Raw genomic sequence first — 26,007 nt, forward strand, 5'->3', positions numbered from 1 at the left:
TCGGGCGAATGCGAAAACTGGTTCGAGGTGCAGGCCCAGGTTGCCTTACTCGCTATAGACATGGATTGCATAATTGGTCTGATGTGACGCACTCGGATAAAGCACAGATCCGCCTATACCTTCAAACCATGCAAGATACGCGCTGCGCCTACTGTGAGGCAGACATCAGCAATTCGGGGCAAGCACATATCGAACACTTTCGACAAAGAGAGGGATATCGACAAGGCACCTTCGAATGGACGAATCTCTTCAACTCATGTTGTCGGAAACAGAGCTGCGGAAAATTCAAAGACACATGCAAATCCTATGTTCATACCAACCTGCTCAAGCCTGACGTAGATGATCCAGACGACTTTTTGCTTTTTGTGAGTGACGGCACAATCAGCCCACTCGCCAATCTGGATAATCGGGCAAAGATTCGTGCTGTCGAAACGTTGCGTATATTCAATCTTGATGCACAAAACGGAGCGCTGCGTGCCATGAGGCGTGAGGCCATCCGCCCCCACCTGAAAACCCTCCTGGAGCTCATGGAGATATCCGAAGGGCTTTCAGTGGACGACGTACGGGAATTCCTGGAGCACGAAATTCAAAGCACCACACACTTGCCATTCTCTACAGCTATCCGCCATACGCTGTCGAAATCTCAGATTGTTTAAAAGACACCTCCAGATATGCCTTTCAAGCTACGGTTCCTTGCGCCTTTGCCTACAGCTACGCCAGAATCCGCCGGCTTGTGCGCCTTGGGGGCGGGTTCTATTGTTTGGCGGTCGCTGAAAAGCAGCGATCGGGTTTAGCGATCCGGCTCCAGACAGACGCAACAACGCCCAATCCCGATTGCAGTATTTTCTCTGCACTTGGCGTAATGGTGGCTGTGCGTGGGAGACCTTCGGGTCTACCCGGGGTTTCTGTGACCCGGATCGCTAACCTGCGTACAGCCGCCACCTTTACTTGTTTAGCGATGAGTCGTGGCGGCTAAATCCAATCACGGAGATTCGCCATGATCAAACCAACGCCAAACCCACCCGAAACCGACACCACCTCGCCCTACGAAACCCTCGATTCAAAGAAATTCCACGAAGCCGCCGAGCGCGCCCTCGATCACTACCTCAATCCCCTCCTCCCCCGAAAACCGCTGCTCAAACCCAACACCCGCTACCTCATCGCTCCCGGCATCGACAGTGAAGAACTGCTGGCCGATGCGTGCGAAACCCTGACCTGCGCCAAAACCATGGCCACCGACTTCGCCGGGCTGGTGGACGGGTCGCAGCGGCATGTGCTGTTGGGGATTGCGCAGCTGATCATGCTGGGTGAGCTGGCGGTGAATCGGGTGCTGGATAATCTGGAAGTGAAGGCTGAGGCGCCTGCTGTGGCTTGATCGCCGCCTGATCGTTCCCACGCTCTGCGTGGGAATGCCTCAATGGACGCTCTGCGTCCGCTGTTTGGGACGCGGAGCGTCCCGGGCTGCATTCCCACGCGGACGGTTCGACGCCTCGACGTGGGAACGATCAATCCAAGAAAAAACCCGCCGTCCCGTTTGATCGGGGCGGCGGTTTTGTCGTTTCAGCGTTCAGATCAAACCGTGTCCACCTTCAACGAATGATCATTGAGCATCCCGTTGATGATCGTCGCCGTGTCATGTCCGCTGGCGATCAACCCACCCGCCCCCGGTGTCACGCCGTAGTGGCTGGCCAGATTGACGCCGGCCAGGTCGATGGTCTGGTTCGGCGTGGCGCCGGCCATGGCGCTGACGTCGATGCTGGTCATGACCGAGGCGCCGCTGCCGGTGACGGTGAAGTGCAGGTAGTCATCCAGTGACGCCGACGTGCCGTTTTCACCTTGCAGCAGTTGCGACAGATCGAGCTTGTCGGTGCCGGGGGTGAAGTCGGTGACGAGGTCGTGTCCGCTGTTGCCCTTGAGCCACTGGAAGGTGTCGGCGCCCGGCCCGCCGGTCAGGGTGTTGTTGCCCATCCCGCCGATCAGCAGGTCATCGCCCCCGCCGCCGTTGAGGATGTCGTTGCCCAGGCCGCCGTTGATCACGTTGTTATTGTTGTCGCCGGTGAGGGTGTCGTTGAAGTTCGAGCCGACGAGGTTTTCGATACCGGTCAGGGTATCGGTGCCAGCACCGACGGTGTTTTGCGCACCGAGCAGGCCGAGGTTGACCGTCACCCCGGCGGTGGCGTGGGCGTAGCTGGCGGTGTCGATGCCGCTGCCACCGTCGAGCAGGTCGTTGCCCGGGCCGCTGTAGAGCAAGTCGTTGCCGGCGCCGCCGTGCAGTTCGTTGTTGCCGGAGCCTGCGGTGAGCACGTCGTTGCCGTCGCCACCGTTGAGGATGTTGTCGCCGGTGCCGGCCACCAGTACGTCATCGCCCGAGGTGCCGGTGAGGGTGTGGCCGTCCTGATAGCTGATGGTCACGTTCGCCGTGTCGCTGCCGCCGTGGTTGTCGTTGGCGGTGTAGGTGCCGTGGTAGTCCGGGGTGATGTCGTGGGCCCCGGCGTAGTTGAGGGTCATGGTCAGCTGGTAGTTTTCCGCCGCGTTGGCGTTGCTGCCCGTGGTATTGGTGATGTTGGTGATGTGGATCTGGTAGACGCCATCGGACGTCGCGGTCAGGGTCTGGCCGTCCGCGAGGGCGATGTAGGCGCCGCCGTTGATCGAGTACTCCATGGTGATGTGACCGGCCGCCAGGTTGTGGTCCAGGTTGAGGGTTTCGCCCTGGCGCAGGTTGACGGTGATGCGGTCTTCATCGTTGGCGTTGGTGTTGGTCACCGCGCCGAGGTAACCGCTGACCACCAGCACGGCGGTCATGGTCGCGGCGTTGGCGCTGAACGAATTGCGCACGTTGGCCAGGTTCTGGTTGGCGGCGGTGTTGGCGTTGGTGCCGGTGAAGCTGATCGCGCCGGTGCCGGTGAAGTCCGCTGATTTGGAGATCCAGCCAGTGTTGAACGAGGTTGGCGTGGCGTTGAGGGTGTCGCCGTTGGGGTCGGTGTCGTTGGCCAGCAACAGTTCGCCCGGCACCACGATGTTGCCCGACAGCACGTTGGTGATGATGTGGTCGTCCGCCGCCACCGGAGGCGCGTTGGGGATCACTTTCACGGTCAGCGTCGAGCTGGCGAGGTCGCCATCGTTGTCGCTGAGGGTGAAGCCGATGTTTTCGGTGATCACCACAGCGGTGGTTTTCTGCGAGGTGTAGCTGTAGTCGCCGGTGTCGAGGTTGACCACCAGGGTGCCGCTGTTGTTGGTGGCGATGCTCAGGGTGTTGTTCACCGTGTTGAAGGTGCCGTGGTTGGCGCCGCCGCTGGCGACCAGTGAACCCTGGCCACCGTTGGCTTTCGGGTCATAGGTGTAGGTGGTGCCGTCGACCACGATGGATTTGATGAACCCGCCATCGGCGCCGAACGTGCCGCCCTCGCCGATGAACGAACCGGTGACCGGCGCGCCCTGCACCGTGCCGGACAACACCGAGTTCAGTTGATTGAGGTCGGTGACCACCACCGCGTTGGTGTTGGTGTGCGTGATGCCGTCGTACGCCAGCGGATCGAGGTTGGCGTTGCTCACGCCGCTGCCCAGGCCGATCGCGTAGTTCTTGATGTTGTTGGCATCGAGGAACGCCTTGAGCGTCGCTTCGTCGGCGGTGCCGATGTCACCCTCGTTGGGTTTGCCGTCGGAGAAGAAGTAGCCGACGTTCTGCGCCCCGGTGAGTTTGCCCGAGGTGTTGAACGCGTTGTACATGGTCGCCACGGCGGCGTCGTAGTTGGTGCCGCCGCCCGCGCTGAGGCCGGCCAGGAGGGTCTTGGCCGTCGCGACATCGACCCACACCGAAGTGCGGTCAGTGGCGTTGCTGCTGAAGGTGACGAGCTGCACTTTCACATCGCCCAGATCGTCGTACTTGTCGAGCAGGGCACTGATCGCCTGCTTGGCCAGTTCCAGCCGCGACAGACCCGGTACGCCGGAGGCGTCGGCCATGCTGCCGGAGATGTCGAGGACGATGAGGATGTTGGAGTCGATCTCCACCGCCGCCACCGAACGATCCGACGCCACTGCTTTGGGCACGTCGTCGACGATGTTGACCACGATGGTGCTGGTGGTGCTGTTGCCCAGCGCATCGGTGGCTTTGTAGGTGAAGCTTTCGCTCAGGGTGTTCGGCCCGTCGTTGGCGTTCGGCGTGGTTTTCGGCGCCGAGGTCAGGGTGTAGGTGTAGGTGCCGTCGGCGTTGAGCTGGATCTGCCCGTAAATCCCGGTGGCGCTGCCGACCAGGGTGTAGGTGATCGCCCCGCTGCCACCGCTGACCGAACCGACCAGCGTGCCGGTCGCGGTTTCGCCGGTATTGGAAGGATCGCTGCCGGTGACCGTGCCGGGGGCCAGGTCTTGCCCGTCCTTGGTCAGGTCGAGGGCTTTCTCGTAGACGGTCACGTCCTGATCGGTCGAGGCCACGAGTTTGCTGTCGGCGACGTTGACGGTGATGGTGGTGGTGCTTTCGTCGCCGTCACTGTCGCGGATGGTGTAGGTGAAAGTGTCGGTGGCGCCCGGCGGGCTCACCGAGTTCGGGTTGCTGTGATAGACCGCGTTGCCGTTGGCGTCGAGGGTCAGGTAACCGTAGTTGCCGTTGATGTTGCTGTTGAGACCGCCGATGGCCGAGGTCGCGGTGTTGCTGCCGGCGCGCACGCCGACCACGATCGCCGCGCCATCCGCGCCGCTGATGTCATTGCCCAGCACGCTGATATTGACGGTGCCGCCCTCCGCCACCGAGCCGGTGTCGGCCTTGGCAGTCGGCAGGTCGTCGATGATGTTGACGTTGATCTGCCCGGTGGCGGTGCTGCCGTCGGTGTCCGTCGCCACCACGTTGAAGTTCTCGGTGATGCTGTTGGCGCCGTTGGCGTTCGGGTGGGTTTCGTTATCGACCAGGGTGTAGCTGTAACTCACCACCCCGGTAGTCGGGTTGTAACCGGTGATGGTCAGCGTGCTGCCCAGCGGCGTGACGGTCGATTGCGGGAAGCCGGCGGCTACGCCGTTGGTCATCACGGCGATGCCGCCCACGGTCAGGGTTTGCAGACCGTCGAGCGCCGTCACGGTGAAGGTGCCGCTCTGGGTCAGCGCCGGGATGTTGGGGCTGGTGCCGTCGCTGAGGTTTTTCTCGTAGACGGTCAGCTCGCCGCCATTCACGTCGAGGCCGTTGAGGACCACCGGATCGTCGTTGTTGTGGATGTTCAGCACCAGGTTGGCGGTGCTGGTGTCGCCGTCGGCATCGGTCAGGGTGTAGGTGAAGGTCTCGGTGCCATTGCCACCGCCGTGCAGGTTTTTGAAGTCCGCATCGTTGGTGTTCAGCGTGTAGGTGTACGTGCCGTTGGCGTTCAGCACCAGAGTGCCGTAAGTGCCGGTGAAGGTGCCGGGGGTGATCGGGCCGGCATTCGGGCCGGTCGCCACCACGTCGGCGCCTTGCACGTCGTTGGTCAGCACGTTGCCGTTGAGGGTCAACTGGCTTTCCGACGCGGTGCTGGCGTTGCTGTCGTTGATCGCCTTCGGCACGTCATCGACGATGTTGACCACGATGGTGCTGGTGACGACGTTGCCCAGCGAATCGGTGGCCTGGTAGGTGAAGGTTTCGGTCAGGGTGTTGGCGCCGTCATCGGCGTGCGGGGTGGTGCTGGCCGGTGAGGTCAGGGTATAGGTGTACGTGCCGTTGGGGTTGAGCACGATCTGCCCGTAGTTGCCGGTGGCGCTGCCGACCAGCGCATAGCTGATCGCACCGACCGCGCCGGTGACCGAGCCGACCAGCGTGCCGGACGCAGTTTCCCCGGTGCTGGTCGGATCGCTGCCGGTGACCGTACCTGGGGCCAGATCTTGCCCGTCCTTTGTCAGGTCGAGGGCTTTTTCGTACACGGTGACGTCAGTGTCGCTGACCGCGCACAGTTGGCTGTTGGACACGTCGATGGTGATGGTGGTGGTGCTTTCATCGCCGTCGGAATCGCGCACGGTGTACACGAACACGTCCACCGCACCCGGGCCGCTCACGGCATTCGGGTTGCTGTGATAGACCGCGTTGCCGTTGGCGTCGAGGGTCAGGTAGCCGTAGGTGCCGTTGATGTTGCTGTTGAGCCCGCCGATGGCCGAGGTCGAGGTGTCGGAACCGGCGCGCACGCCCACTACCGCGCCACCCGCTGCCGGGCCGTCGGCGCCGCCGATGTCGTTGTCCAGCACGTTGCCGCTGACGGTGCCGCCCTCCTGCACCGACGTCGCGTCAGGTTTGGCGGTCGGCAGGTCGTCGATGATGTTGACGTTGATCTGCCCGGTGGCGGTGCTGCCATCGGTATCGGTCGCCACCACGTTGAAGTTCTCGGTGATGCTGTTGGCACCGTTGGCGGTCGGATGGGTTTCGTTATCCACCAAGGTGTAGCTGTAGCTGACCACACCCGTGGCCGGGTCGTATCCGGTGATGGTCAGTGTGCTGCCCAGCGGGGTGACCGCCGATTGCGGGAAGCCGGCCGCCACGCCGTTGGTGATCACGGCAATCCCGCCCACGGTCAGGGTTTGCAGACCGTCTAGAGCGGTGACGGTGAAGGTGCCGCTCTGAGTCAGCGCCGGGGTGTTGGGGCTGGTGCCGTCGCTGAGGTTTTTCTCGTAGACGGTGAGTTCGCCACCGTTGACGTCGAGGCCGTTGAGGTACACCTGATCGTCGTTGTTGTGGATGTTCAGCACCAGGTTCGCGGTGCTGGTATCGCCGTCGGCATCGGTGATGGTGTAGGTGAAGGTCTCGGTGCCGTTGCCACCACCGTGCAGGTTTTTGAAGTCCGCATCGTTGGTGTTCAGCGTGTAGGTGTACGTGCCGTTGGCGTTCAGCACCAATGTTCCGTAAGTCCCGGTGAAAGTGCCGGCGGTGATCGGGCCAGCATTTTCTCCGACAGGCACGCGGTCGGCGCCTTGCACGTCGTTGGTCAGGACGTTGCCGCTCAGCGTGAGATTGGTTTCCGAAGCGGTGCCGGTGTTGCTGTCGTCCACGCCTTTTGGCAAGTCGTCGACGATGTTCACGTCCAGCGTCGCGTTGGCGGTGGTGCCGTTGTCATCGACCACGGTGACGGCGAATTGCTCGTTGAGCACGTTGGCGCCGTTGGCAGTCGGGTGCGCTTCGTTATCGACCAGGGTGTAGCTGTAGCTGACGACGCCGGTGGCGGCGTTGAAACCGGTGATGGTCAGCGTGCTGCCCAACGGGGTGACGGTGGATTGCGGGAAGCCTGCTGCCACGCCATTGGTGACTACGGCAATTCCGCCAATGGTCAGCGTGGTAACGCCGTCGAGTGCAGTGATGGTGAAGGTGCCGCTTTGGGTCAGGGCTGGCGCATCGGGGCTGCTGCCGTCGCCGAGGTTTTTTTCGTAGACGGTGAGTTCACCGCCATTCACGTCGAGGCCGTTGATGATCACCGGGTCGTCGTTGTTGTGGATCTGCAGGACGAGGTTCGCGGTGCTGGTATCGCCGTCGGCATCGGTGATGGTGTAGGTGAAGGTTTCAGTGCCGTTGCCGCCGCCGTGCAGCGCTTTGAAATCGGCGTCGCTGGTGTTGAGGGTGTAGGTGTAAGTGCCGTTGGCGTTCAGCACCAATGTTCCGTAAGTCCCGGTGAAAGTGCCGGCGGTGATCGGACCAGCGTTTTCACCGACAGGCACGCGGTCGGCGCCTTGCACGTCGTTGGTCAGGACGTTGCCAGTCAGCGTGAGATTGGTTTCCGAAGCAGTGCCGACGTTGCTGTCGTCCACACCTTTTGGCAGGTCGTCGACGATGTTCACGTCCAGCGTGGCATTGGCGGTGGTGCCGTTGTCGTCGACCACGGTCACGGCGAATTGCTCGTTGAGCACATTGGCGCCGTTGGCGGTTGGGTGCGCTTCGTTATCGACCAGGGTGTAGCTGTAACTGACGACGCCGGTCGCCGCGTTGAAGCCGGTGATGGTCAGCGTGCTGCCCAGTGGTGTGGTTACCGATTGCGGGAAGCCTGCCGCAACACCGTTGGTGACCACGGCGATGCCACCGATGGTCAGGGTGGTGACGCCATCGAGAGCAGTGATGGTGAAGGTGCCGCTCTGGGTCAGGGCAGGAGTGTCAGGACTGCTGCCGTCGCCGAGGTTTTTCTCGTAGACAGTGAGTTCACCGCCGTTCACGTCGAGTCCGTTGATGATCACCGGATCGTCGTTGTTGTGGATCTGAAGGACGAGGTTCGCGGTGCTGGTGTCGCCGTCGGCATCGGTGATGGTGTAGGTGAAGGTTTCAGTGCCGTTGCCGCCGCCGTGCAGCGCTTTGAAATCGGCATCGCTGGTGTTGAGCGTGTAGGTGTAAGTGCCGTTGGCGTTCAGCACCAGAGTGCCGTAAGTCCCGGTGAAAGTGCCGGCGGTGATCGGGCCAGCATTTTCTCCGACAGGCACGCGGTCGGCGCCTTGCACGTCGTTGGTCAGGACGTTGCCAGTCAGTGTGAGATTGGTTTCCGAAGCGGTGCCGGTGTTGCTGTCATCCACACCTTTTGGCAGGTCGTCGACGATGTTCACGTCCAGCGTGGCGTTGGCGGTGGTGCCGTTGTCATCGACCACGGTCACGGCGAATTGCTCGTTCAGCACGTTGGCGCCGTTGGCATTCGGGTGCGCTTCGTTATCGACCAGGGTGTAGCTGTAGCTGACGACGCCGGTGGCGGCGTTGAAACCGGTGATGGTCAGCGTGCTGCCCAACGGGGTGACGGTGGATTGCGGGAAGCCTGCTGCCACGCCATTGGTGACTACGGCAATTCCGCCAATGGTCAGCGTGGTAACGCCGTCGAGTGCAGTGATGGTGAAGGTGCCGCTTTGGGTCAGGGCTGGCGCATCGGGGCTGCTGCCGTCGCCGAGGTTTTTTTCGTAGACGGTGAGCTCACCGCCATTCACGTCGAGGCCGTTGATGATCACCGGATCGTCGTTGTTGTGGATCTGCAGCACGAGGTTCGCGGTGCTGGTATCGCCGTCGGCATCGGTGATGGTGTAGGTGAAGGTTTCAGTGCCGTTGCCGCCGCCGTGCAGCGCTTTGAAATCGGCATCGCTGGTGTTGAGGGTGTAGGTGTAAGTGCCATTGGCGTTCAGCACCAGGGTGCCGTAAGTCCCGGTGAAAGTGCCGGCGGTAATCGGGCCAGCATTTTCTCCGACGGGTACGCGGTCGGCGCCTTGCACGTCGTTGGTCAGGACGTTGCCAGTCAGTGTGAGATTGGTTTCCGAAGCGGTGCCGGCGTTGCTGTCGTCCACGCCTTTTGGCAGGTCGTCGACGATGTTCACGTCCAGCGTGGCGTTGGCGGTGGTGCCGTTGTCGTCGACCACGGCCACGGCGAATTGCTCATTCAGAACGTTGGCGCCGTTGGCATTCGGATGCGCTTCGTTGTCGACCAGGGTGTAGCTGTAGCTGACGACGCCGGTGGCGGCATTGAAGCCGGTGATGGTCAGCGTGCTGCCCAACGGGGTGACGGTCGATTGCGGGAAGCCTGCTGCCACGCCATTGGTGACTACGGCGATGCCGCCGATGGTCAGCGTGGTGACGCCATCCAGCGCGGTAATGGTGAAGGTGCCGCTTTGGGTCAGCGCTGGAGCATCGGGGCTGCTGCCGTCGCCGAGGTTTTTTTCGTAGACGGTGAGCTCACCGCCATTCACGTCGAGGCCGTTGATGATCACCGGATCGTCGTTGTTGTGAATCTGCAGCACCAGGTTCGCGGTGCTGGTATCGCCGTCGGCATCGGTGATGGTGTAGGTGAAGGTCTCGGTGCCGTTGCCACCACCGTGCAGGTTTTTGAAGTCCGCATCGTTGGTGTTCAGCGTGTAGGTGTACGTGCCGTTGGCGTTCAGCACCAATGTTCCGTAAGTCCCGGTGAAAGTGCCGGCGGTAATCGGGCCGGCGTTTTCTCCGACGGGTACGCGGTCGGCGCCTTGCACGTCGTTGGTCAGGACGTTGCCGGTCAGCGTGAGATTGGTTTCCGAGGCAGTCCCGGCGTTGCTGTCGTCCACGCCTTTTGGCAGGTCGTCGACGATGTTCACGTCCAGCGTGGCGTTGGCGGTGGTGCCGTTGTCATCGACCACGGTCACGGCGAATTGCTCATTCAGCACGTTGGCGCCGTTGGCAGTCGGGTGCGCTTCGTTGTCGACCAGGGTGTAGCTGTAGCTGACGACGCCGGTTGCCGCGTTGAAACCGGTAATGGTCAACGTGCTGCCCAGTGGTGTGGTCACCGATTGCGGGAAGCCTGCCGCAACACCGTTGGTGACCACGGCGATGCCACCGATGGTCAGCGTGGTGACGCCATCAAGAGCTGTGATGGTGAAGGTGCCGCTCTGGGTCAGGGCTCCAGAATCCGGGGCGCTGCCGTCGCCGAGGTTTTTCTCGTAGACGGTGAGCTCACCGCCCTCGACGTTCAACCCGTTGATGACCACCGGATCGTCGTTGTTGTGGATCTGCAGGACGAGGTTCGCGGTGCTGGTGTCGCCGTCGGCATCGGTCAGGGTGTAAGTGAAAGTCTCAGTGCCATTGCCACCGCCATGCAGATTCTTGAAGTCCGCATCACTGGTATTCAGCGTGTAGGTGTAAGTGCCGTTGGCGTTGAGCACCAATGTGCCGTAAGTCCCGACGAATGTACCGGGGGTGATCGGGCCGGCGTTTTCGCCGACGGGCACGCGGTCGGCACCTTGCACGTCGTTGGTCAGCACGTTGCCGGTCAGCGTCGGTTGAGTCTCTGTCGCCGTACCATTGTTGTCATCGAACGCTTTCGGCACGTCGTCGGTGATGTTGACGTCCAGCGTGCCAGTGGCGGTGTCGCCGTTGCTGTCGCCGGCGATCACGGTGAATTGTTCGCTGAGGTTATTGGCACCGTCGCCCGCCGCGTGGGTTTCGTTGCCGTTGAGGGTGTAGCTGTAACTGACCGTGCCGGTGGCCGGGTTGTAACCGGTGATGGTCAGGGTGTTGCCCAGTTGCGTGGTGATCGATTGCGGGAAACCGATCGGCACGCCGCCGACAATCACGTTGATGCCGCCGATGCTCAGGCTGCTCAGGCCGTCCGGCGCCGACACCGTGAAGCTGCCGGTCTGGGTCAGCGCGCCAGGGTTGGCGGCGGAACCGTCGGGCAGATTGGCTTCGTTGAGAGTCAGTTCACCGCCAGGTACGGACAGGCCGCCGAGGCTCACCGGATTGTTGACCGGTGGTGGTGGCGGAACAATCGGGGCGGCCTGGCCGTCACCGTTGTCGATCACGGCGTTATGCCGCTCTTCGGGAAACTCGGGGATGCCGTTGAAACCGGCAGTAGGGAAACCAATGACCGGATCGACCCGGCCCGCCACTTCGGTCAGCAACACAAAACTGTGGCCACCACCCAGGCCACCTGGCGCGCCACCGGTGGCTCCGGGGCCGGCCGCTGTCGCTTCGGCGGTTTTGGTCGGGTCATCGCCGGCGGCAATGGCTTTCTGGATCTGTTCGACGTCGGTCAGTTGCGACTCGCTCGGGGTCACCGCTTCCGGGGCATTGACGTGGGCGGCCTGATCGGCGAGCAACTGCCCGGTCATGGTCAGGCTGCTGTCCCGACCGAGGGTCAGTTCCTGGCCATTTTGCAGATGGACGGCAACCGCCCCCTCCGCCCCGGTGATCAATTGATCCCCTGCAAACAGCCGATCGCCTTCGACCAATGCGCGCCGACTGCCGTCTGCCGATTGAGCGAAAACCTGACCAATGACTTTAGTGACGATCCCGATGAGCGTTGCCATGTGCATTCCTCCGCTGCCGACCACCGTCGGCGCTGGTTCGCGAAGCAGCCCATGGCTCAAGCGGGTTGTCGGGGCGACGCTCGCACCTCGACAGTTCGTTTCGCAGGTTGCGCAAATCCAGAAACTCCAGCGCCATCAATCACTTGGAATCTCTGTTCGATGCAGCAGGCCCACTAACGCTACGTAACGGTGGTGAAACACCCGAGTGACAAAAAACTGTCGCCCCTTAGCCGCTACGCGTCCCTCCCCTTTAGCAGTACTTCGCCGTATGTCGCAAAGTGAGTGGAACTTTCCTCAAGCCTTTCTGTGCTCCCTAAAGCGCATAAAACAAAGGCTTTCGAGTGGAACAATGTGCTGGATTTGGCGAACCGCATAAGTTTTTTTTGGCATAACCCATATGAAAATTTTTTCTTAGCTACGCTTCAGGATGTTCTTAGCTCTGTTGTTACAGGCATGAAACGCTTTCTACTAAAAATATCGTCAATAAATTGGCGACAGCGAAATACCATCAGGACTCAGGGAGATGCACCCATGCGCGTTCTAACCCCCCTCTGCAGCGCGGTTTTGCTGGCCATGGCTTGCACTTCCCAAGCCCAGGCCATGAACCTCACCGAAGCGATCCAGAGCACCATCGCCACCCACCCGGAACTTGCCTCGCGCGTGGACGCGCGCCTGTCAGCTGATGAACAAGTGAAAGTCGCCAAGGGCGGCTTCTATCCGTCGGTGGACTTGAACGCTGCCTACGGGCGCGGCTACAGCGACAACACCAACACCCGGGCCTTGGGTAACCACCACACCGAAATCCTCAATTACACCCAGTCCGAGCTGCGGCTGCGGCAGATGCTGTTCGATGGTTTCAACACTGCCAACGAAGTCGAGCGCACCAAAGGCGTGTCCAACTCGCGCGCCTATTACGCGCAAGGCACCGCCCAGGACCTGGCCCTGCGCACCATCGAGGTCTACCTCGAAGTGCTCAAGCGCCGTGAACTGGTGACCCTGGCCAAGAACAACCTGCAGGCGCACTTGCGCGTCAACGACCAGATCGGCCTGCGCACCGAGCGCGGCGTGGGCAGCACCGCCGACTCCGATCAATCGGTCGCCCGTAAGGCGCTGGCACAGAACAACCTCGACACCGCCGAAGTCGATCTGGCCGACGCCGAATCGAACTTCTACAGCGTGGTCGGACGCATGCCCGATGAGCTGGAAGCGCCCGCTTCCACCCGCGGCGAATTGCCCGCCACCCTGCCCGAAGCCCAGCAGAGCATGGTCGAGAACAACCCGTACCTGAAATCCGCCCAGGCTGACGTGCAATCGGCCGAGAGCCAGTACGAGGTCGCCAAGTCGCCGTTCTACCCACGCTTCGATGCGGAAGCGGCGGTCGGCGCCAACAACAACGTGCAGGGCGACGAGGGCCACGACAACGAATGGCGGGTCGGCGTGGTGATGAACTACAACCTGTTCCGTGGCGGCAGCGACAAAGCCCGACTGGCCTCCGATGCGCACCAGATCAACCAGGCGATGGACATCCGCAACAACGCCCTGCGCCAGCTCAACGAGAACATTCACCTGGCCTGGAACGCCATGGTCAACGCCAAGAAACAGACCCCGACCGCCCGCGAATACGCCGAAACCACCAAGCGTGTGCGCGCCGCGTATCAGGATCAGTTCGGCCTCGGCCAGCGCACCCTGCTCGACCTGCTCGACAGTGAAAACGAGCTGTACAACGCCAACCGTCGCTACACCGAGATCCGCTACACCGAGGAATATTCGATGTACCGCGTGCTGGCGAACATGGGCCAGTTGTTGAACAAGCAGCGGATCGTGCTGCCGGCCGATGCGATTGCCGCGACCGAGGTGAAGAACGAAGCGCGCTTGCCTGAACTGAAGTAGTCCCGATGATGTAGTGCCAGGGGAGCGATCAATATGACCAGCATGCAACCCGGTAACACCGGGATCGATCCGCGGCTGAGTTTCGATGACCCATTGCTCGACGGTCTGTTGATCCTCTGCAAACTGCATGGCGCGACGGTCAGTCGCGCCAGTCTGAGTGCCGGGCTGCCTCTGGACAAACAACGCCTGAGCCTGGACCTGCTGCCCCGCGCCGCAGCCCGGGCCGGGTTGCAGGCGCGCTTGCTGCGCCGGGAACTCAAAGACATCTCACCGCTGAACCTGCCGGTGCTGTTGCTGTTGGGCAACGGGCGCACGGCGGTGCTGCGGCGGTTTGCCGAAGACGGCAAGGCGCTGATCCTGCCCAGTGAAGCCGACGGCGGCGAGCAATGGGTCAGTCGTGAAGAACTCACCGAACACTACAGTGGCCAGGCCCTGTTCGCCCGGCCACGGCATGAACTGGAAGACCTGCGCTCACCGCTGGTGCCGAGGGTGCAGGCGTGGTTTCGCGACACCCTGAAGCTGTCGAAATGGCTGTACAGCGACGCGATCCTCGCCAGTTTCCTGATCAACCTGCTGGGCCTGATGGTGCCGCTGTTCGTCATGCAGACCTACGACCGCGTGGTGCCGAACCAGGCCACCTCAACGTTGTGGGTGCTGGCGATCGGGTTGCTGATCGGCACCGGTTTCGAACTGGTGCTGCGGGTGGTCCGCGCGCACCTGCTGGACACCGCTGGCAAGAAAACCGATGTGATCCTTTCCGCCACTTTGTTCGAGCGCATCACCGGCATGGCGATGAAGGCCCGGCCGGCGACCATCGGCGGATTCGCCCAGAGCATTCACGACTTTCAGGGCCTGCGGGAATTTCTCACCGCAGTGACCCTGACCAGCCTGATCGACCTGCCTTTCGTGGTGCTGATGCTGGTGGTGATCGGCCTGCTCGGTGGCTGGCTGGTGGTGATTCCGCTGCTGGCGTTTCCGATCACGATCGTGTTCGCGATGATCATTCAGGCCCGCCTGCGTGACACCGTGCAGAAAAGCCTGAGCCTCGGCGCTGAGCGTCAGGCATTGTTGATCGAAACCCTCGGCGGCCTGGAAACCCTCAAGGCGTGCAGCGCCGAAAGCGAGCGCCAGCACAAATGGGAAAGCACCCACGGCGCCCTTACCCGCCTCGACAGCCACGCCCGTAATCTCTCGGCGCTGGCCACCAACGGCACGCTGTTCATCCAGCAGTTTTCGGGGATGGCGACGATTGTGGCCGGGGTCTACAGCATCATCGCCGGTAATCTCAGCGTCGGTGCGCTGGTGGCCAGTTACATGCTCGGCAGTCGCGTGCTCGCGCCGCTGGGCCAGATCGCCGGGCTGATCACCCGCTACCAGCAAGCGCAACTGACCATGAAAAGCACCGACGCGCTGATGTCCCTGCCTCAGGAGCGCGACGGCAAACAGCGGCCGCTGGAGCGCACGCAACTGCAAGGCGCGCTGGACGCCAACGCCGTGACCTTCCACTACAACGGCCAGAACGCGCCGGCCCTGAGCAACGTCAGCTTCAGCGTCAAACCCGGCGAGCGGATCGGCATCATCGGCCGCAGCGGTTCGGGCAAGAGCACCCTGGCGCGGCTGGTGATGGGCTTCTACGAACCGGAAGAAGGCCAGTTGCTGCTCGACGGCCTCGACCTGCGGCAACTGGATGTCGCCGACCTGCGTCAGCAGATCGGCTACGTCGCCCACGACCTGCCACTGCTGGCCGGCAGCCTGCGTGACAACCTCACGCTCGGCGCCCGCTACATCAGCGATTCGCGGATGCTCGAAGTGGCCGAACTGACCGGCGTCACCGAGCTTGCCCGCCAGCACCCGCAAGGCTTCGACCGGCCGGTGGGCGAGCGCGGGCAACTGCTCTCCGGCGGCCAACGCCAAGCAGTCCTGTTGGCGCGGGCGCTGTTGCTCGACCCGCCGATCATGCTGCTCGACGAACCCACCAGCGCCATGGACAACAGCAGCGAAGACGTCCTGCGCCAGAAGCTGCACGGCTGGGTGCAGGGCAAAACCTTGCTGCTGGTCACCCACCGCACTTCGATGCTGAGCCTGGTGGACCGGTTGCTGGTTCTGGACAACGGCCGGATCGTCGCCGACGGTCCGAAAGAAGCGGTCATCGATGCACTGCGCAAGGGCCGGGTCGGCTCGGCGGCGGTCTAGGAGTTGCCCCATGTCTGCTTCCTCCTCTTCAAAACCGCGCGGCTACTTCGACAGTTTCGGTAAAAGCGCAGAAGCCGAATTCATGCCGGAAACCGCCGGCGCCTCGTTGCAGGATTCGCCGCGCTGGTCGCGCATCACCGTGTGGCTGGCGGCGGCGCTGCTGATCAGCGCGCTGGTCTGGGCCAAGTTCGCCGTGCTTCAGGAAGTGACCATGGGCGAAGGCAAGGCGATTCCGTCGAGCAAGGTTCAGGTGATCCAGAACCTCGAAGGCGGGATCGTCACCGAAATCTTCGTACGCGAAGGGCAGATGGTCAGCAAGGGCGATACCTTGCTGCGTCTGGATGACACGCGGTTTCTGTCGAACAAGGGTGAAAGCGAGGCCGATCGTTATGCCCTGACCGCGCAGGTCGAACGCCTGTCCGCCGAAGCCGAAGGCCGGCCGTTCAAGCTCTCGGACGAGGTGATTGCCAAGGCCCCGCAAGTCGCCGAGGACGAGCGCTCGCTGTACGAGCAACGGCAACGGCGGCTGGCCAGTGAGCAACGCACTCTCAGCGAACAGCTGCGGCAGAAGGCGCAGGAGCTGGCGGAGTTTCGTTCGAAACAGGGGCAATACAGTTCGAGCCTGGCGCTGCTGCAACAGGAAATGAACATGTCGGAACCGCTGGTGAAAACCGGCGCGGTTTCGCCCGTGGAGATCCTCCGTCTACGTCGTAGCGCAGTGGAAATTCGTGGCTCGTTGAATGCCACGACCCTCGCCATTCCCCGGGCCGAATCGGCGATCAACGAGATCAAGAGCAAGATCGACGAATCGGAACAGACCTTCCGCTCCGAGGCGGCCAAGGAGCTCAACGAGAAACGCACCGACCTGTCGAAAATCACCGCCTCGAGTATCGCCATCGACGACCGTGTCAGCCGCACCACTGTGACTTCACCGGTGCGTGGGGTGATCAAGCAGATGAAGGTCAACACCATCGGCGGCGTGGTGCAGCCGGGCAGCGACATGGTGGAAATCGTGCCGCTGGAAGACAACCTGCTGATCGAAGCCAAGGTCCGGCCGCAAGACGTGGCGTTCCTGCATCCGGGCCAGAAAGCCATGGTCAAGTTCAGCGCCTACGACTACACGATCTACGGCGGGCTCAGCGCCAAGCTTGAACTGATCGGCGCCGACACCATCACCGACGACAAGGGCAACAGCTTCTACCTGATCCAGGTGCGCACCGACAAAAACCACTTGGGTGGGGATGTGAAACCGCTGCTGATCATTCCGGGGATGGTGGCGACGGTGGACATCATCACCGGGGAGAAAAGCGTGCTGGATTACCTGCTCAAACCGGTGCTGAAGGCCCGGACGGAGGCGATGCGCGAACGCTAGCCGCGATCGTTTGATCGTTCCCACGCTCCGCGTGGTAACGCAGCCCGGGACGGTGACGCGGAGCGTCACTGGATGCATTCCCACGCGGAGCGTGGGAACGATCAACACCGCTTACTTTCCAGAATGATTACGCAGGAAAGTCTCCTCCCCCATCGCCGCAATCTGCCCTTCAATCAACGCCTCGAACGGCTTGAGCAACGGCTCGAACGACGTCGGCGCTTCCAGCGTCTGCAACGCCTGAACAATCGCCTCAATCGTCGACAACGCCCCCGGCCCCGGTGCCTTGCGCAGCCGATACCGGGAAACCCCACCCTCGGCCAGCGTCACCCGCGGCAACGCCGCCAGCAACGGATTGAGGTGCAACATCTTGCGCGCCTTGCGCCACGTGCCGTCCGGCACCACCAGTAACAGCGGCTCATCCGACGCAGCGTAAGCCTGCATCGGCTGCGCGTCCTCCGCCGGGAACAGCAATCGCGCCCGATACCCTGGCCGGTTCAGCAGCGCGGGTAAATCCTCGAACACTTCACCGACAATCAGCTCGGCATTGTTCAAACCGAGCGCCGCCAGCCGTGCAGTGTTGAGTGCGTGATTGACCTCGCTCGGGTGCTGCAACAGCAACACCCGGGTGCGGCTGTCGAGGCTGGGGATCAGCGGGCAAAGGCAGTGGGTTTGTGGGCGCAGGCAGCGCGGGCATTGGGGTCTGGACATTGTCTTATGCCTGATTGAGCTGCGCTTTGAGCAGATCGCGGAAAGTCTGGATCAGCGGCTCGCGGCTGCGGCCCCGACGCATGATCATGGAAAACGGCGCCTGATAACCGAAGGTCGCCGGCAGCAGCACCCGCAAATCCCCCTTGTCGGCCCAGGCCTGGGCGTAGTGCTCCGGCAGGTAACCGATGTAAGCGCCGGACAGCACCAGAATCAGCTGCGCTTCCATACTTTCCACGGTCGCCGCGCTGTGTTTGAAACCGTGGCGTGCCAGTTCCGCCTGGCTCCAGTAACCGCGACCGACCATGCGCTGCTGGGTAATGACCTGCTCGGGAATCCGCCGCTCGTTGAACAACGGGTGACGGCTACTGCAATACAGCCAGTGCTGCTCGCGGTACAGCGGCATGTACACCAGACCGCTCATGCGCGTGGAGAATGCGCCGATGGCCAGATCGAGGCGGTTGTCCTGCACGCCGAGTTGCAGTTCATATGGGCTCATCACCGACAGATGCAAATGCACCGCCGGGTGTTCCTGGCTGTAGGCGCCGATGGCTTCGGCGAACGGCAGGGCCTTGTCGCTGACCGTGGAGTCGATCACCCCGAGGTTGAGCGTACCGCGCAATTCGCCCTTGAGCGCTGCCGCGTATTGCTCGAAACCTTCGAGTTCGGCCAGCAGGCGGAGGGTTTCCTGATGAAACAGCTCGCCCTTGCTGGTCAGGCTGAAACCACCGCGCCCGCGATGGCACAGCACCAGACCCAGCGCGGCTTCAAGCTGGCTCATGTAGGTGCTGATCGCCGAGGTCGACAGGTTGAGTTCCTGCTGCGCGTTGGCAAACCCCTGATGACGCACGACGCTGACAAAGATGCGCAAAAGTTTCAGGTCGGGTAAAGCGTTGGCCATGTCTACTCCGGGGCTGGGAACTGTGTCGTCTGTTGGAACCACCCCTCACCCCAGCCCTCTCCCCAAGGGGGAGAGGGGGAAAGGGAGCCGATCTCCATGGCCTTCAAATCCTGCGTCTGCCTTAAGACTATCTTGAGTTCAGCTCGATATTTCAGGTCGATGAAGCTCCTGAGAACAACTCCGTAGGCCCCCTCTCCCTCCGGGAGAGGGCTGGGGTGAGGGCTACGATCCCGAGCCGAACGAACATCCAGAGAAGCGCAAAGTCTATCCCGCCCCTCTCCATTAGTTTAGAAATTTCTGAACTAAGTATTTGCCCGTAGCGATTCTTCCCCGCCACTACATTTCGCAGAATCGGCCCACAGCGGTGCCCGTGACCTTGCGAATGCGGTGCGCCGACATAAATAAAACAAAGACGATGAGGCCCTACCCGTGGACAAGATTCTTCACCAACCACTGGGCGGCAACGAAATGCCGCGCTTCGGCGGCATCGCCACCATGCTCCGACTCCCCCATGTACCGACCGCTGCCGGCCTGGACGCTGCCTTCGTTGGCGTGCCACTGGACATCGGTACTTCGCTGCGTCCCGGCACCCGCTTCGGGCCGCGCGACATCCGCACCGAATCGGTGATGATCCGCCCGTACAACATGGCCACCGGCGCTGCGCCGTTCGACTCGCTGTCGGTTGCCGACATCGGTGACGTTGCGATCAACACCTTCAACCTGCTCGACGCCGTGCGCATCATCGAAGAAGCCTACGACAACATCCTCGAGCACAACGTGATCCCGATGACCCTGGGTGGCGACCACACCATCACCCTGCCGATCCTGCGTGCGATCCACAAAAAGCACGGCAAGGTCGGTCTGGTACACATCGATGCCCACGCTGACGTCAACGATCACATGTTCGGCGAGAAGATCGCCCACGGTACGACCTTCCGTCGCGCCGTCGAAGAAGGTCTTCTGGACTGCGACCGCGTGGTGCAGATTGGTCTGCGTGCGCAGGGTTACACCGCTGACGACTTCAACTGGAGCCGCGATCAAGGCTTCCGCGTTGTTCAGGCCGAAGAGTGCTGGCACAAGTCGCTGGCACCGCTGATGGCTGAAGTGCGCGAGAAAGTCGGTGGCGGCCCGGTGTACCTGAGCTTCGACATCGACGGCATCGACCCGGCCTGGGCGCCAGGCACCGGCACCCCGGAAATCGGTGGTCTGACGACCATTCAGGCGATTGAAATCGTTCGCGGCTGCCAGGGCCTCGACCTGATCGGCTGCGATCTGGTAGAAGTCTCGCCCGCTTATGACACCACCGGCAACACCTCGCTGCTGGCCGCCAACCTGCTGTACGAAATGCTCTGCGTACTGCCGGGCGTGGTCCACCGCTGAGGGTCGGGTCATGAACGAAAGTGATCAGGTTCTGAAAGCGGCCGCCGATCTGGTGTCCGCCTTCGCCCGCAACGATCGCGAAGCCTACTTCGGCGCGTTCAGCGCCGATGCCAGCTTCGTGTTCTACACCCTCGAACAGCCCCTGCTGTCGCGCGATGCCTATCAGGCGTTGTGGGACAGCTGGCGCGCCGAGGATGGCTTCGAGGTGCTGTCCTGCACCTCGAGCAACGCCTTCGTCAGCCTGCAGGGTGACGTGGCGATTTTCATCCATGACGTGGCCACCGAGCTGCGCATGCAAGGGGAGCAACACTTCAGCCAGGAGCGCGAGACGATTGTTTTCAGAAAACAAGCGTCGAGCCTAGAACAACAAGGCCATTGGCTGGCCTGCCACGAACATTTGTCCGCAATGCCGGAAGGGCTGCCATCCCCTTAGCCAAACGGGTGACGCCTCACACACGATGAGGCGCGCCTTTATGATCGGAGCAGATCATGAATAACAACAACAAAGACCAAAGCCTTACGCAGATTGAAACCCACGGGGTCGAACAGATCCCGGACAACGAACGCACCGCCGGTCCCGTGGATTTGTTCCGCATGATCTTTGGCGGCGCGAATACTTTTGCCACCGCCGTGCTCGGCAGTTTCCCGGTGCTGTTCGGCCTGTCCTTTCAGGCGGGCGTCTGGGCGATTGTCTCGGGCGTGCTGCTTGGCTCGCTGATCCTCGCACCGATGGGCCTGTTCGGTCCGCTCAACGGCACCAACAATGCCGTGTCGTCCGGTGCGCACTTCGGCGTGCACGGGCGGATCGTCGGTTCGTTCCTGTCGCTGCTGACCGCGATCGCCTTCTTCTCGCTCTCGGTGTGGAGTTCGGGAGATGCGTTGATCGGTGGTGCGAAACGCCTGATCGGCCTGCCGGAAACCGACCTGACCCTGGGCCTGGCCTACGGTCTGTTCGCGATTCTGGTGCTGACCGTGTGCATCTACGGCTTCCGCTTTTTGCTGTGGGTGAACAAGGTCGCGGTGTGGAGTGCGAGCCTGCTGTTCCTGCTGGGCATCTTCGCTTTCGCAGGCCCCTTCGATTCGCACTACGCCGGCACTGTCAGCCTCGGTCAGCCGGGCTTCTGGGCCGCGTTCATCGGCGCTGCGCTGGTGGCCATGAGCAACCCGATTTCCTTCGGCGCGTTCCTCGGCGACTGGGCCCGCTACATCCCGCGTGAGACCTCGCGTCAGCGGATCATGGCGGCGGTGGTTCTGTCGCAGATCGCCACCTTCATCCCGTTCCTGTTCGGCCTGACCACCGCGACCATCGTGGCGATCCAGGCGCCGGACTACATCGCAGCCAACAACTACGTCGGCGGTCTGCTGGCGGTGTCGCCGAGCTGGTTCTTCCTGCCGGTGTGCCTGATTGCGGTGATCGGCGGCATGTCCACCGGCACCACGTCGCTGTATGGCACCGGGCTGGACATGTCGAGCGTGTTCCCTCGCCTGCTGTCGCGAGTGAAGGCGACGTTGCTGATCGGCGTGCTGTCGATTGCCTTCATCTTCATCGGGCGCTTCGCGGCGAACCTGGTGCAGAGCGTGTCGACCTTCGCCGTGCTGATCATCACCTGCACCACTCCGTGGATGGTGATCATGATCATCGGCCTGGTGGTGCGTCGCGGCTTCTACTGCCCGGACGACCTGCAAGTGTTCACGCGCGGCGAGCAAGGCGGGCGCTACTGGTTCAGCCACGGCTGGAACTGGCGTGGTCTGGGCGCGTGGATCCCGAGCGCGGCGGTCGGCCTGTGCTTCGTCAACCTGCCGGGGCAGTTCGTCGGCCCGCTGGGTGAACTGGCCGGCGGCATCGACATCAGCCTGCTGGTGACCCTCGGTCTGGCCTCGGTGATGTACCTGATGCTGCTGAGCCTGTTCCCGGAACCGGCGCTGGTCTACGGCCCGAAGGATCCCCGCAGCAAAGGCGCCCATGCGCCGGCTGAAGCGGCGCTGCGTCAGGCTGCCTGAATAAACGAATCGCCTGTGGGGGTCAGCCTTCTCCCACAGTGTTCCACCCCATAAAAAAGACAATCGGAGACACGCCATCATGGCTTTGGATTTATTCGTCGTCCTCATCTACGCCGCCGGCATGCTCTTGCTCGGCTACTTCGGCATGCGCAAGGCCAAGACCAACGAGGACTTCCTGGTCGCCGGGCGTAACCTCGGCCCGAGCCTGTACATGGGCACCATGGCCGCGACCGTTCTCGGTGGCGCGTCCACCGTCGGCACCGTCCGCCTGGGCTACGTGCACGGCATTTCCGGTTTCTGGCTGTGCGCGGCACTGGGTTGCGGCATCGTGGCGCTGAACCTGTTCCTGGCCAAGCCGCTGCTGAAACTGAAGATCTACACCGTTACCCAGGTCCTGGAAAAACGCTACAACCCGATGGCCCGCTCGGCGAGCGCGGCGATCATGCTGGCCTACGCACTGATGATCGGCGTGACCTCGATCCTCGCGATCGGCACCGTGCTGCAAGTGCTGTTCGGCCTGCCGTTCTGGATCTCGGTACTGCTCGGCGGTGGCGTGGTCGTGGTGTATTCGGCCATCGGCGGCATGTGGTCGCTGACCCTGACCGACATCGTCCAGTTCATCATCAAGACCGTCGGCCTGATGTTCATCCTGTTGCCAATCTGCCTGTACCGCGTCGGCGGCTGGGACGAGCTGGTGCTGAAACTGCCGGCCACCGCCTTCAGCTTCACCACCATCGGCTGGGACACGATCATCACCTACTTCATGATCTACTTCTTCGGCATCCTGATCGGTCAGGACATCTGGCAACGGGTGTTCACCGTCAAGACTGCCAAAGTGGCTCAGTACGCCGGTAGCATCGCGGGCATCTACTGCATCCTCTACGGCCTGGCCTGTGCCCTGATCGGCATGGCGGCGCACGTGCTGATCCCGGATCTGGACAACGTCAACAACGCCTTCGCCGCGATCGTCAAACTGTCGCTGCCGGACGGCATCCGTGGTCTGGTGATCGCTGCTGCCCTGGCCGCGATGATGTCCACCGCCAGCGCCGGCCTGCTCGCCGCTGCCACCACCCTGACCGAAGACCTGCTGCCGAAACTGCGTGGCGGCAAACAGTCGAGCCTGGGTGTGAACCGTCTGTTCACCCTGCTGACCGGCATCGTGGTGCTGGGCATCGCGCTGGTGGTCAACGATGTGATCAGCGCCCTGACCCTCGCTTACAACCTGTTGGTGGGCGGCATGCTGATCCCGCTGATCGGTGCGATCTTCTGGAAACGCGCGACCACCGCCGGCGCCATCGCCAGCATGGGCCTGGGTTTCGCCACTGCCCTGCTGTTCATGTTCAAGGACGGTCTGGATGCCAACACGCCGATCTACTACAGCCTGGCTGTGGGCCTGGTGAGTTTTGTGGTGGTCAGCCTGATGTCCCGTCGCCCAAACGTGGTGGCCAGCGCGATCTAAGCTGAAGCGGTAGCAACAACTTTCTTCGGCGGGTGTGGCGTCGGTTGCCACACCCGTTTTTTTCGTCTCAAGGAAAGTGCTTATGAAGATTGTTTCTCGCGATCAGTGGTTCGAAGTGCAGCACCTGAGCGACGGCATTCGGCTGATTCACGAGCCGTTCATCCGCCCGTTCTATCGCTGCAACCTGTGGCACGTTCAGGGGCGGGACAAGGATCTGCTGCTCGACAGCGGTTCCGGGCTGGTCAGCCTGCGCGAGCAACTGCCGTGGCTGACCGAGCGACCGCTGGTGGCGGTGGCCAGTCATTGCCATTTCGACCATATCGCCGGGCATCACGAATTTGCCGAACGGCTGGTGCATCCCGCCGAGGCGGACATTCTGGCGGCGCCGGATGGCGAGAACGATCTGAGCCGGGCCTTCGTCGGCGACGACATGTTCGAAGCGCACCCGGATTGCCCGCTGTGCTACGCCGAGTATCGGGTCAAGGCTGCGCCGGCCACCGGTTTTGTCGAGGACGGCGATGTGCTGGACCTGGGCAATCGCACGTTGCAGGTGCTGCACACGCCGGGGCATTCACCGGGCGGGATCAGCCTCTACGAAGCGGCCAGCGAAACCCTGTTCAGCGGCGACATCATTTACGACGGGCCGTTGATCGAGGACGCCTACCACTCCAACCTTGATGACTACGCCACCAGCCTGCGCCGATTGCAGGGCTTGAAGATCCGCACGGTGCATGGCGGGCACTTCGGCAGTTTTTCCGGAACGCATTTACGCTCGATGATTGACGAATGGTTGCGCCGGCACGCCTGAGGCCTGCTGTACTCCAGTCAGACCAACAACCATAAAGATCTGCCATGAGAAGAGCTGCCGTGCGTGCTGCCGTGCACCGGTTCATCCTGCGCCTGCTGGAAAATCGTGAATTCGACGACAACACCAGCCTCGCGCAACTGGGGCTGGAAAAAGCCGATATCGAGGATCTGATCTTCCATCTGGAAGATGAATTCGGACTGACGGCCTTCACCGCCGAAGAGGACCGGATGCTCAAGACCGCGAAAACCGCGAATGACCTGAGCCGGTTTCTGATGGAAATCGGGCGTCACTGAAAACAAAAGATCGCACCCGGCCGCCACTCCATGGAGCGACGGCCGGGTGCGATCTTTTGTCGTTTAAATCCTTTGATCCTTCAAAGCGGGGCATTACCGCCGACGTGGCTGACGCCGACGCTGTTCGTCATCGGTGCGAATCGGGACCGGTTGCAGAGGCGGTTCGATCAAGCCGAGGGCAACACCCAAATCGTGCAGCCAGTTTTGAATTTTCTCTTTCATCGTCATGCCCCCTTCAGGGTGGTGCTGAGCGTCCGGAATTCTGAGGCCGCTTCGCACTGATAATAGTCCGAAGTCCTACGCAATGCTCGGCCAAATCCGCAATGATCTGTTACTGAATTGATCCAAATCCCTGACCGTTCGTTCAAGCCGTTTCCCGCACGTCTTCGCCAGCCACGGGATAGAGCGCCTGCTGCTGTTCGATCCACGCATTGAGGTTGGCTCCGACCATGCCCCGCCGCCACATGAGCCATGTTGTCGCACTGGCAAAAGGCTCGGCCAACGGGTGCACCGCCACGCTTTCGCGCCCCGGCAGGCTGGCGAGCATCGACTCCGACATCAGCGCCACACCGCTGCCGGCAATCACGCAGGCGAGCATGCCCTGATAGGACTCGATCTCCATCGCCCGGCCCATCGCCGCCTGATAATGCGCGAACCACGCTTCCAGCCGCGCGCGATAGGCGCAGCCATGACGGAAGGTGAACACCGCCCGCCCTTCGACATCCCTGGCGCTGCGTATCGGCGGGTGATCGGCCTCGCTGATCAGCACCAGCCGTTCGTTGCACAGCGGCACACCGTCGATCCCGGCCAGTTGTGGCGGACCATCCACCAGCGCCGCGTCGAGACGACCGGTGAGCAGGCCTTCAAGCAATTCACCGCTGGGCCCGGACTGCACCTGAAGATTCACCGCCGGATATTGCTTGTGATAGCGCGCCAGCAGCGCCGGCAAATGAATCGCCGCCGTGCTGTACAGCGTGCCGAGCACGAAATCCCCCGCCGGTTGCCCGCCCATCACCGCTGCACTGGCCTGATCGCGCAAGGCGAACAATTTGCCGGTGTAGTCCAGCAGGACTTTTCCCGCAGGCGACAGCTGCAAACGCTGACGTTCGCGGACGAACAGTTCGACGCCCAGTTGCTCCTCCAGCTGTTTGAGCCGGGTCGAGAGGTTCGACGGCACGCGGTGCAAACGTTCGGCGGCGCGGGTGATCGAGCCCTCCTCCGCCACGGCCTGGAAGATCCGCAATTGGCTGAACTCCACAACCTTTCTCCTGAACA

General features: G+C 62.1%; 16 protein-coding genes. 11 read left to right on the forward strand and 5 right to left on the reverse strand.

Going from position 1 to position 26,007, the window contains the following annotated elements; all coding sequences use genetic code 11:
* Positions 1 to 8: 8 nt before the first annotated feature.
* Both ptuB and AC1RT4_RS11160 read left to right on the forward strand, forming a co-directional pair.
* Complete coding sequence (gene ptuB, locus AC1RT4_RS11155) at positions 9 to 656, forward strand: retron Ec78 anti-phage system effector HNH endonuclease PtuB (protein ID WP_493085379.1); 648 nt, start codon at positions 9 to 11, stop codon at positions 654 to 656.
* A 341-nt stretch (positions 657 to 997) separates the two neighbouring features.
* A complete protein-coding gene (locus AC1RT4_RS11160) occupies positions 998 to 1,375 on the forward strand; it encodes a DUF6124 family protein (protein ID WP_493085380.1) in 378 nt (125 codons plus the stop codon).
* Positions 1,376 to 1,572: 197 nt separating this feature from the next.
* Here AC1RT4_RS11160 and AC1RT4_RS11165 read toward each other — a convergent pair whose 3' ends face one another.
* The gene (locus AC1RT4_RS11165) at positions 1,573 to 11,730 is read right to left on the reverse strand and encodes a retention module-containing protein (protein ID WP_493085381.1); all 10,158 of its coding nucleotides are present in this window, start codon (positions 11,728 to 11,730) and stop codon (positions 1,573 to 1,575) included.
* Positions 11,731 to 12,261: 531 nt separating this feature from the next.
* Here AC1RT4_RS11165 and AC1RT4_RS11170 point away from each other — a divergent pair.
* The 3 genes from AC1RT4_RS11170 to AC1RT4_RS11180 are packed head-to-tail and all read left to right on the forward strand — an operon-like array spanning position 12,262 to position 17,185.
* On the forward strand, positions 12,262 to 13,620 hold the full coding sequence (locus AC1RT4_RS11170; protein WP_493085382.1) for a TolC family outer membrane protein: 1,359 nt from the start codon (positions 12,262 to 12,264) through the stop codon (positions 13,618 to 13,620).
* A gap of 33 nt (positions 13,621 to 13,653) precedes the next feature.
* Positions 13,654 to 15,813 carry a type I secretion system permease/ATPase gene (locus tag AC1RT4_RS11175; protein ID WP_493085383.1) on the forward strand — a complete coding sequence of 720 codons (2,160 nt, stop codon included), beginning with the start codon at positions 13,654 to 13,656 and terminating at the stop codon, positions 15,811 to 15,813.
* Positions 15,814 to 15,823: 10 nt separating this feature from the next.
* Entirely contained in the window at positions 15,824 to 17,185 is a 1,362-nt protein-coding gene (locus tag AC1RT4_RS11180; protein ID WP_085605682.1) for an HlyD family type I secretion periplasmic adaptor subunit, read from the forward strand.
* A gap of 111 nt (positions 17,186 to 17,296) precedes the next feature.
* Here the strand turns inward: AC1RT4_RS11180 and AC1RT4_RS11185 are convergent, their stop codons facing one another.
* The gene (locus tag AC1RT4_RS11185) at positions 17,297 to 17,893 is read right to left on the reverse strand and encodes a tRNA-uridine aminocarboxypropyltransferase (RefSeq protein ID WP_493085384.1); all 597 of its coding nucleotides are present in this window, start codon (positions 17,891 to 17,893) and stop codon (positions 17,297 to 17,299) included.
* 4 nt (positions 17,894 to 17,897) lie between these two features.
* Positions 17,898 to 18,791 (reverse strand): LysR family transcriptional regulator, encoded by an 894-nt coding sequence (locus tag AC1RT4_RS11190; protein ID WP_007956593.1) that lies wholly within the window; start codon positions 18,789 to 18,791, stop codon positions 17,898 to 17,900.
* 429 nt (positions 18,792 to 19,220) lie between these two features.
* On the opposite strand from AC1RT4_RS11190, the gene speB reads away from it, so the two are divergent.
* From speB to AC1RT4_RS11220, 6 genes are all read left to right on the forward strand, one after another.
* A complete protein-coding gene (gene speB / locus AC1RT4_RS11195) occupies positions 19,221 to 20,171 on the forward strand; it encodes an agmatinase (RefSeq protein ID WP_003222717.1) in 951 nt (316 codons plus the stop codon).
* 10 nt (positions 20,172 to 20,181) lie between these two features.
* Positions 20,182 to 20,604 (forward strand): YybH family protein, encoded by a 423-nt coding sequence (locus tag AC1RT4_RS11200; RefSeq protein WP_493085385.1) that lies wholly within the window; start codon positions 20,182 to 20,184, stop codon positions 20,602 to 20,604.
* A 56-nt stretch (positions 20,605 to 20,660) separates the two neighbouring features.
* Positions 20,661 to 22,172: a purine-cytosine permease family protein gene (locus AC1RT4_RS11205; RefSeq protein ID WP_007956582.1), complete on the forward strand. Its 1,512-nt coding sequence runs from the start codon at positions 20,661 to 20,663 to the stop codon at positions 22,170 to 22,172.
* A gap of 79 nt (positions 22,173 to 22,251) precedes the next feature.
* Positions 22,252 to 23,631 carry a sodium:solute symporter family protein gene (locus AC1RT4_RS11210; RefSeq protein WP_007956580.1) on the forward strand — a complete coding sequence of 460 codons (1,380 nt, stop codon included), beginning with the start codon at positions 22,252 to 22,254 and terminating at the stop codon, positions 23,629 to 23,631.
* An 82-nt stretch (positions 23,632 to 23,713) separates the two neighbouring features.
* Positions 23,714 to 24,439, forward strand: a complete 726-nt coding sequence (locus AC1RT4_RS11215) for an MBL fold metallo-hydrolase (RefSeq protein WP_493085386.1) — start codon at positions 23,714 to 23,716, stop codon at positions 24,437 to 24,439.
* A gap of 44 nt (positions 24,440 to 24,483) precedes the next feature.
* Positions 24,484 to 24,732: a hypothetical protein gene (locus tag AC1RT4_RS11220; RefSeq protein WP_007956577.1), complete on the forward strand. Its 249-nt coding sequence runs from the start codon at positions 24,484 to 24,486 to the stop codon at positions 24,730 to 24,732.
* Between the two features lie 93 nt (positions 24,733 to 24,825).
* On the opposite strand, the gene AC1RT4_RS11225 is transcribed toward AC1RT4_RS11220, so the two are convergent.
* The gene (locus AC1RT4_RS11225; RefSeq protein ID WP_003184145.1) at positions 24,826 to 24,954 is read right to left on the reverse strand and encodes a PA1414 family protein; all 129 of its coding nucleotides are present in this window, start codon (positions 24,952 to 24,954) and stop codon (positions 24,826 to 24,828) included.
* Positions 24,955 to 25,096: 142 nt separating this feature from the next.
* Positions 25,097 to 25,990, reverse strand: coding sequence for a putrescine utilization regulator PtrR (ptrR, locus tag AC1RT4_RS11230; protein WP_007956575.1), 894 nt, complete (start codon positions 25,988 to 25,990; stop codon positions 25,097 to 25,099).
* Positions 25,991 to 26,007: the final 17 nt, after the last annotated feature.

It is taken from the genome of Pseudomonas sp. GW821-FHT11D10, assembly GCF_058808435.1.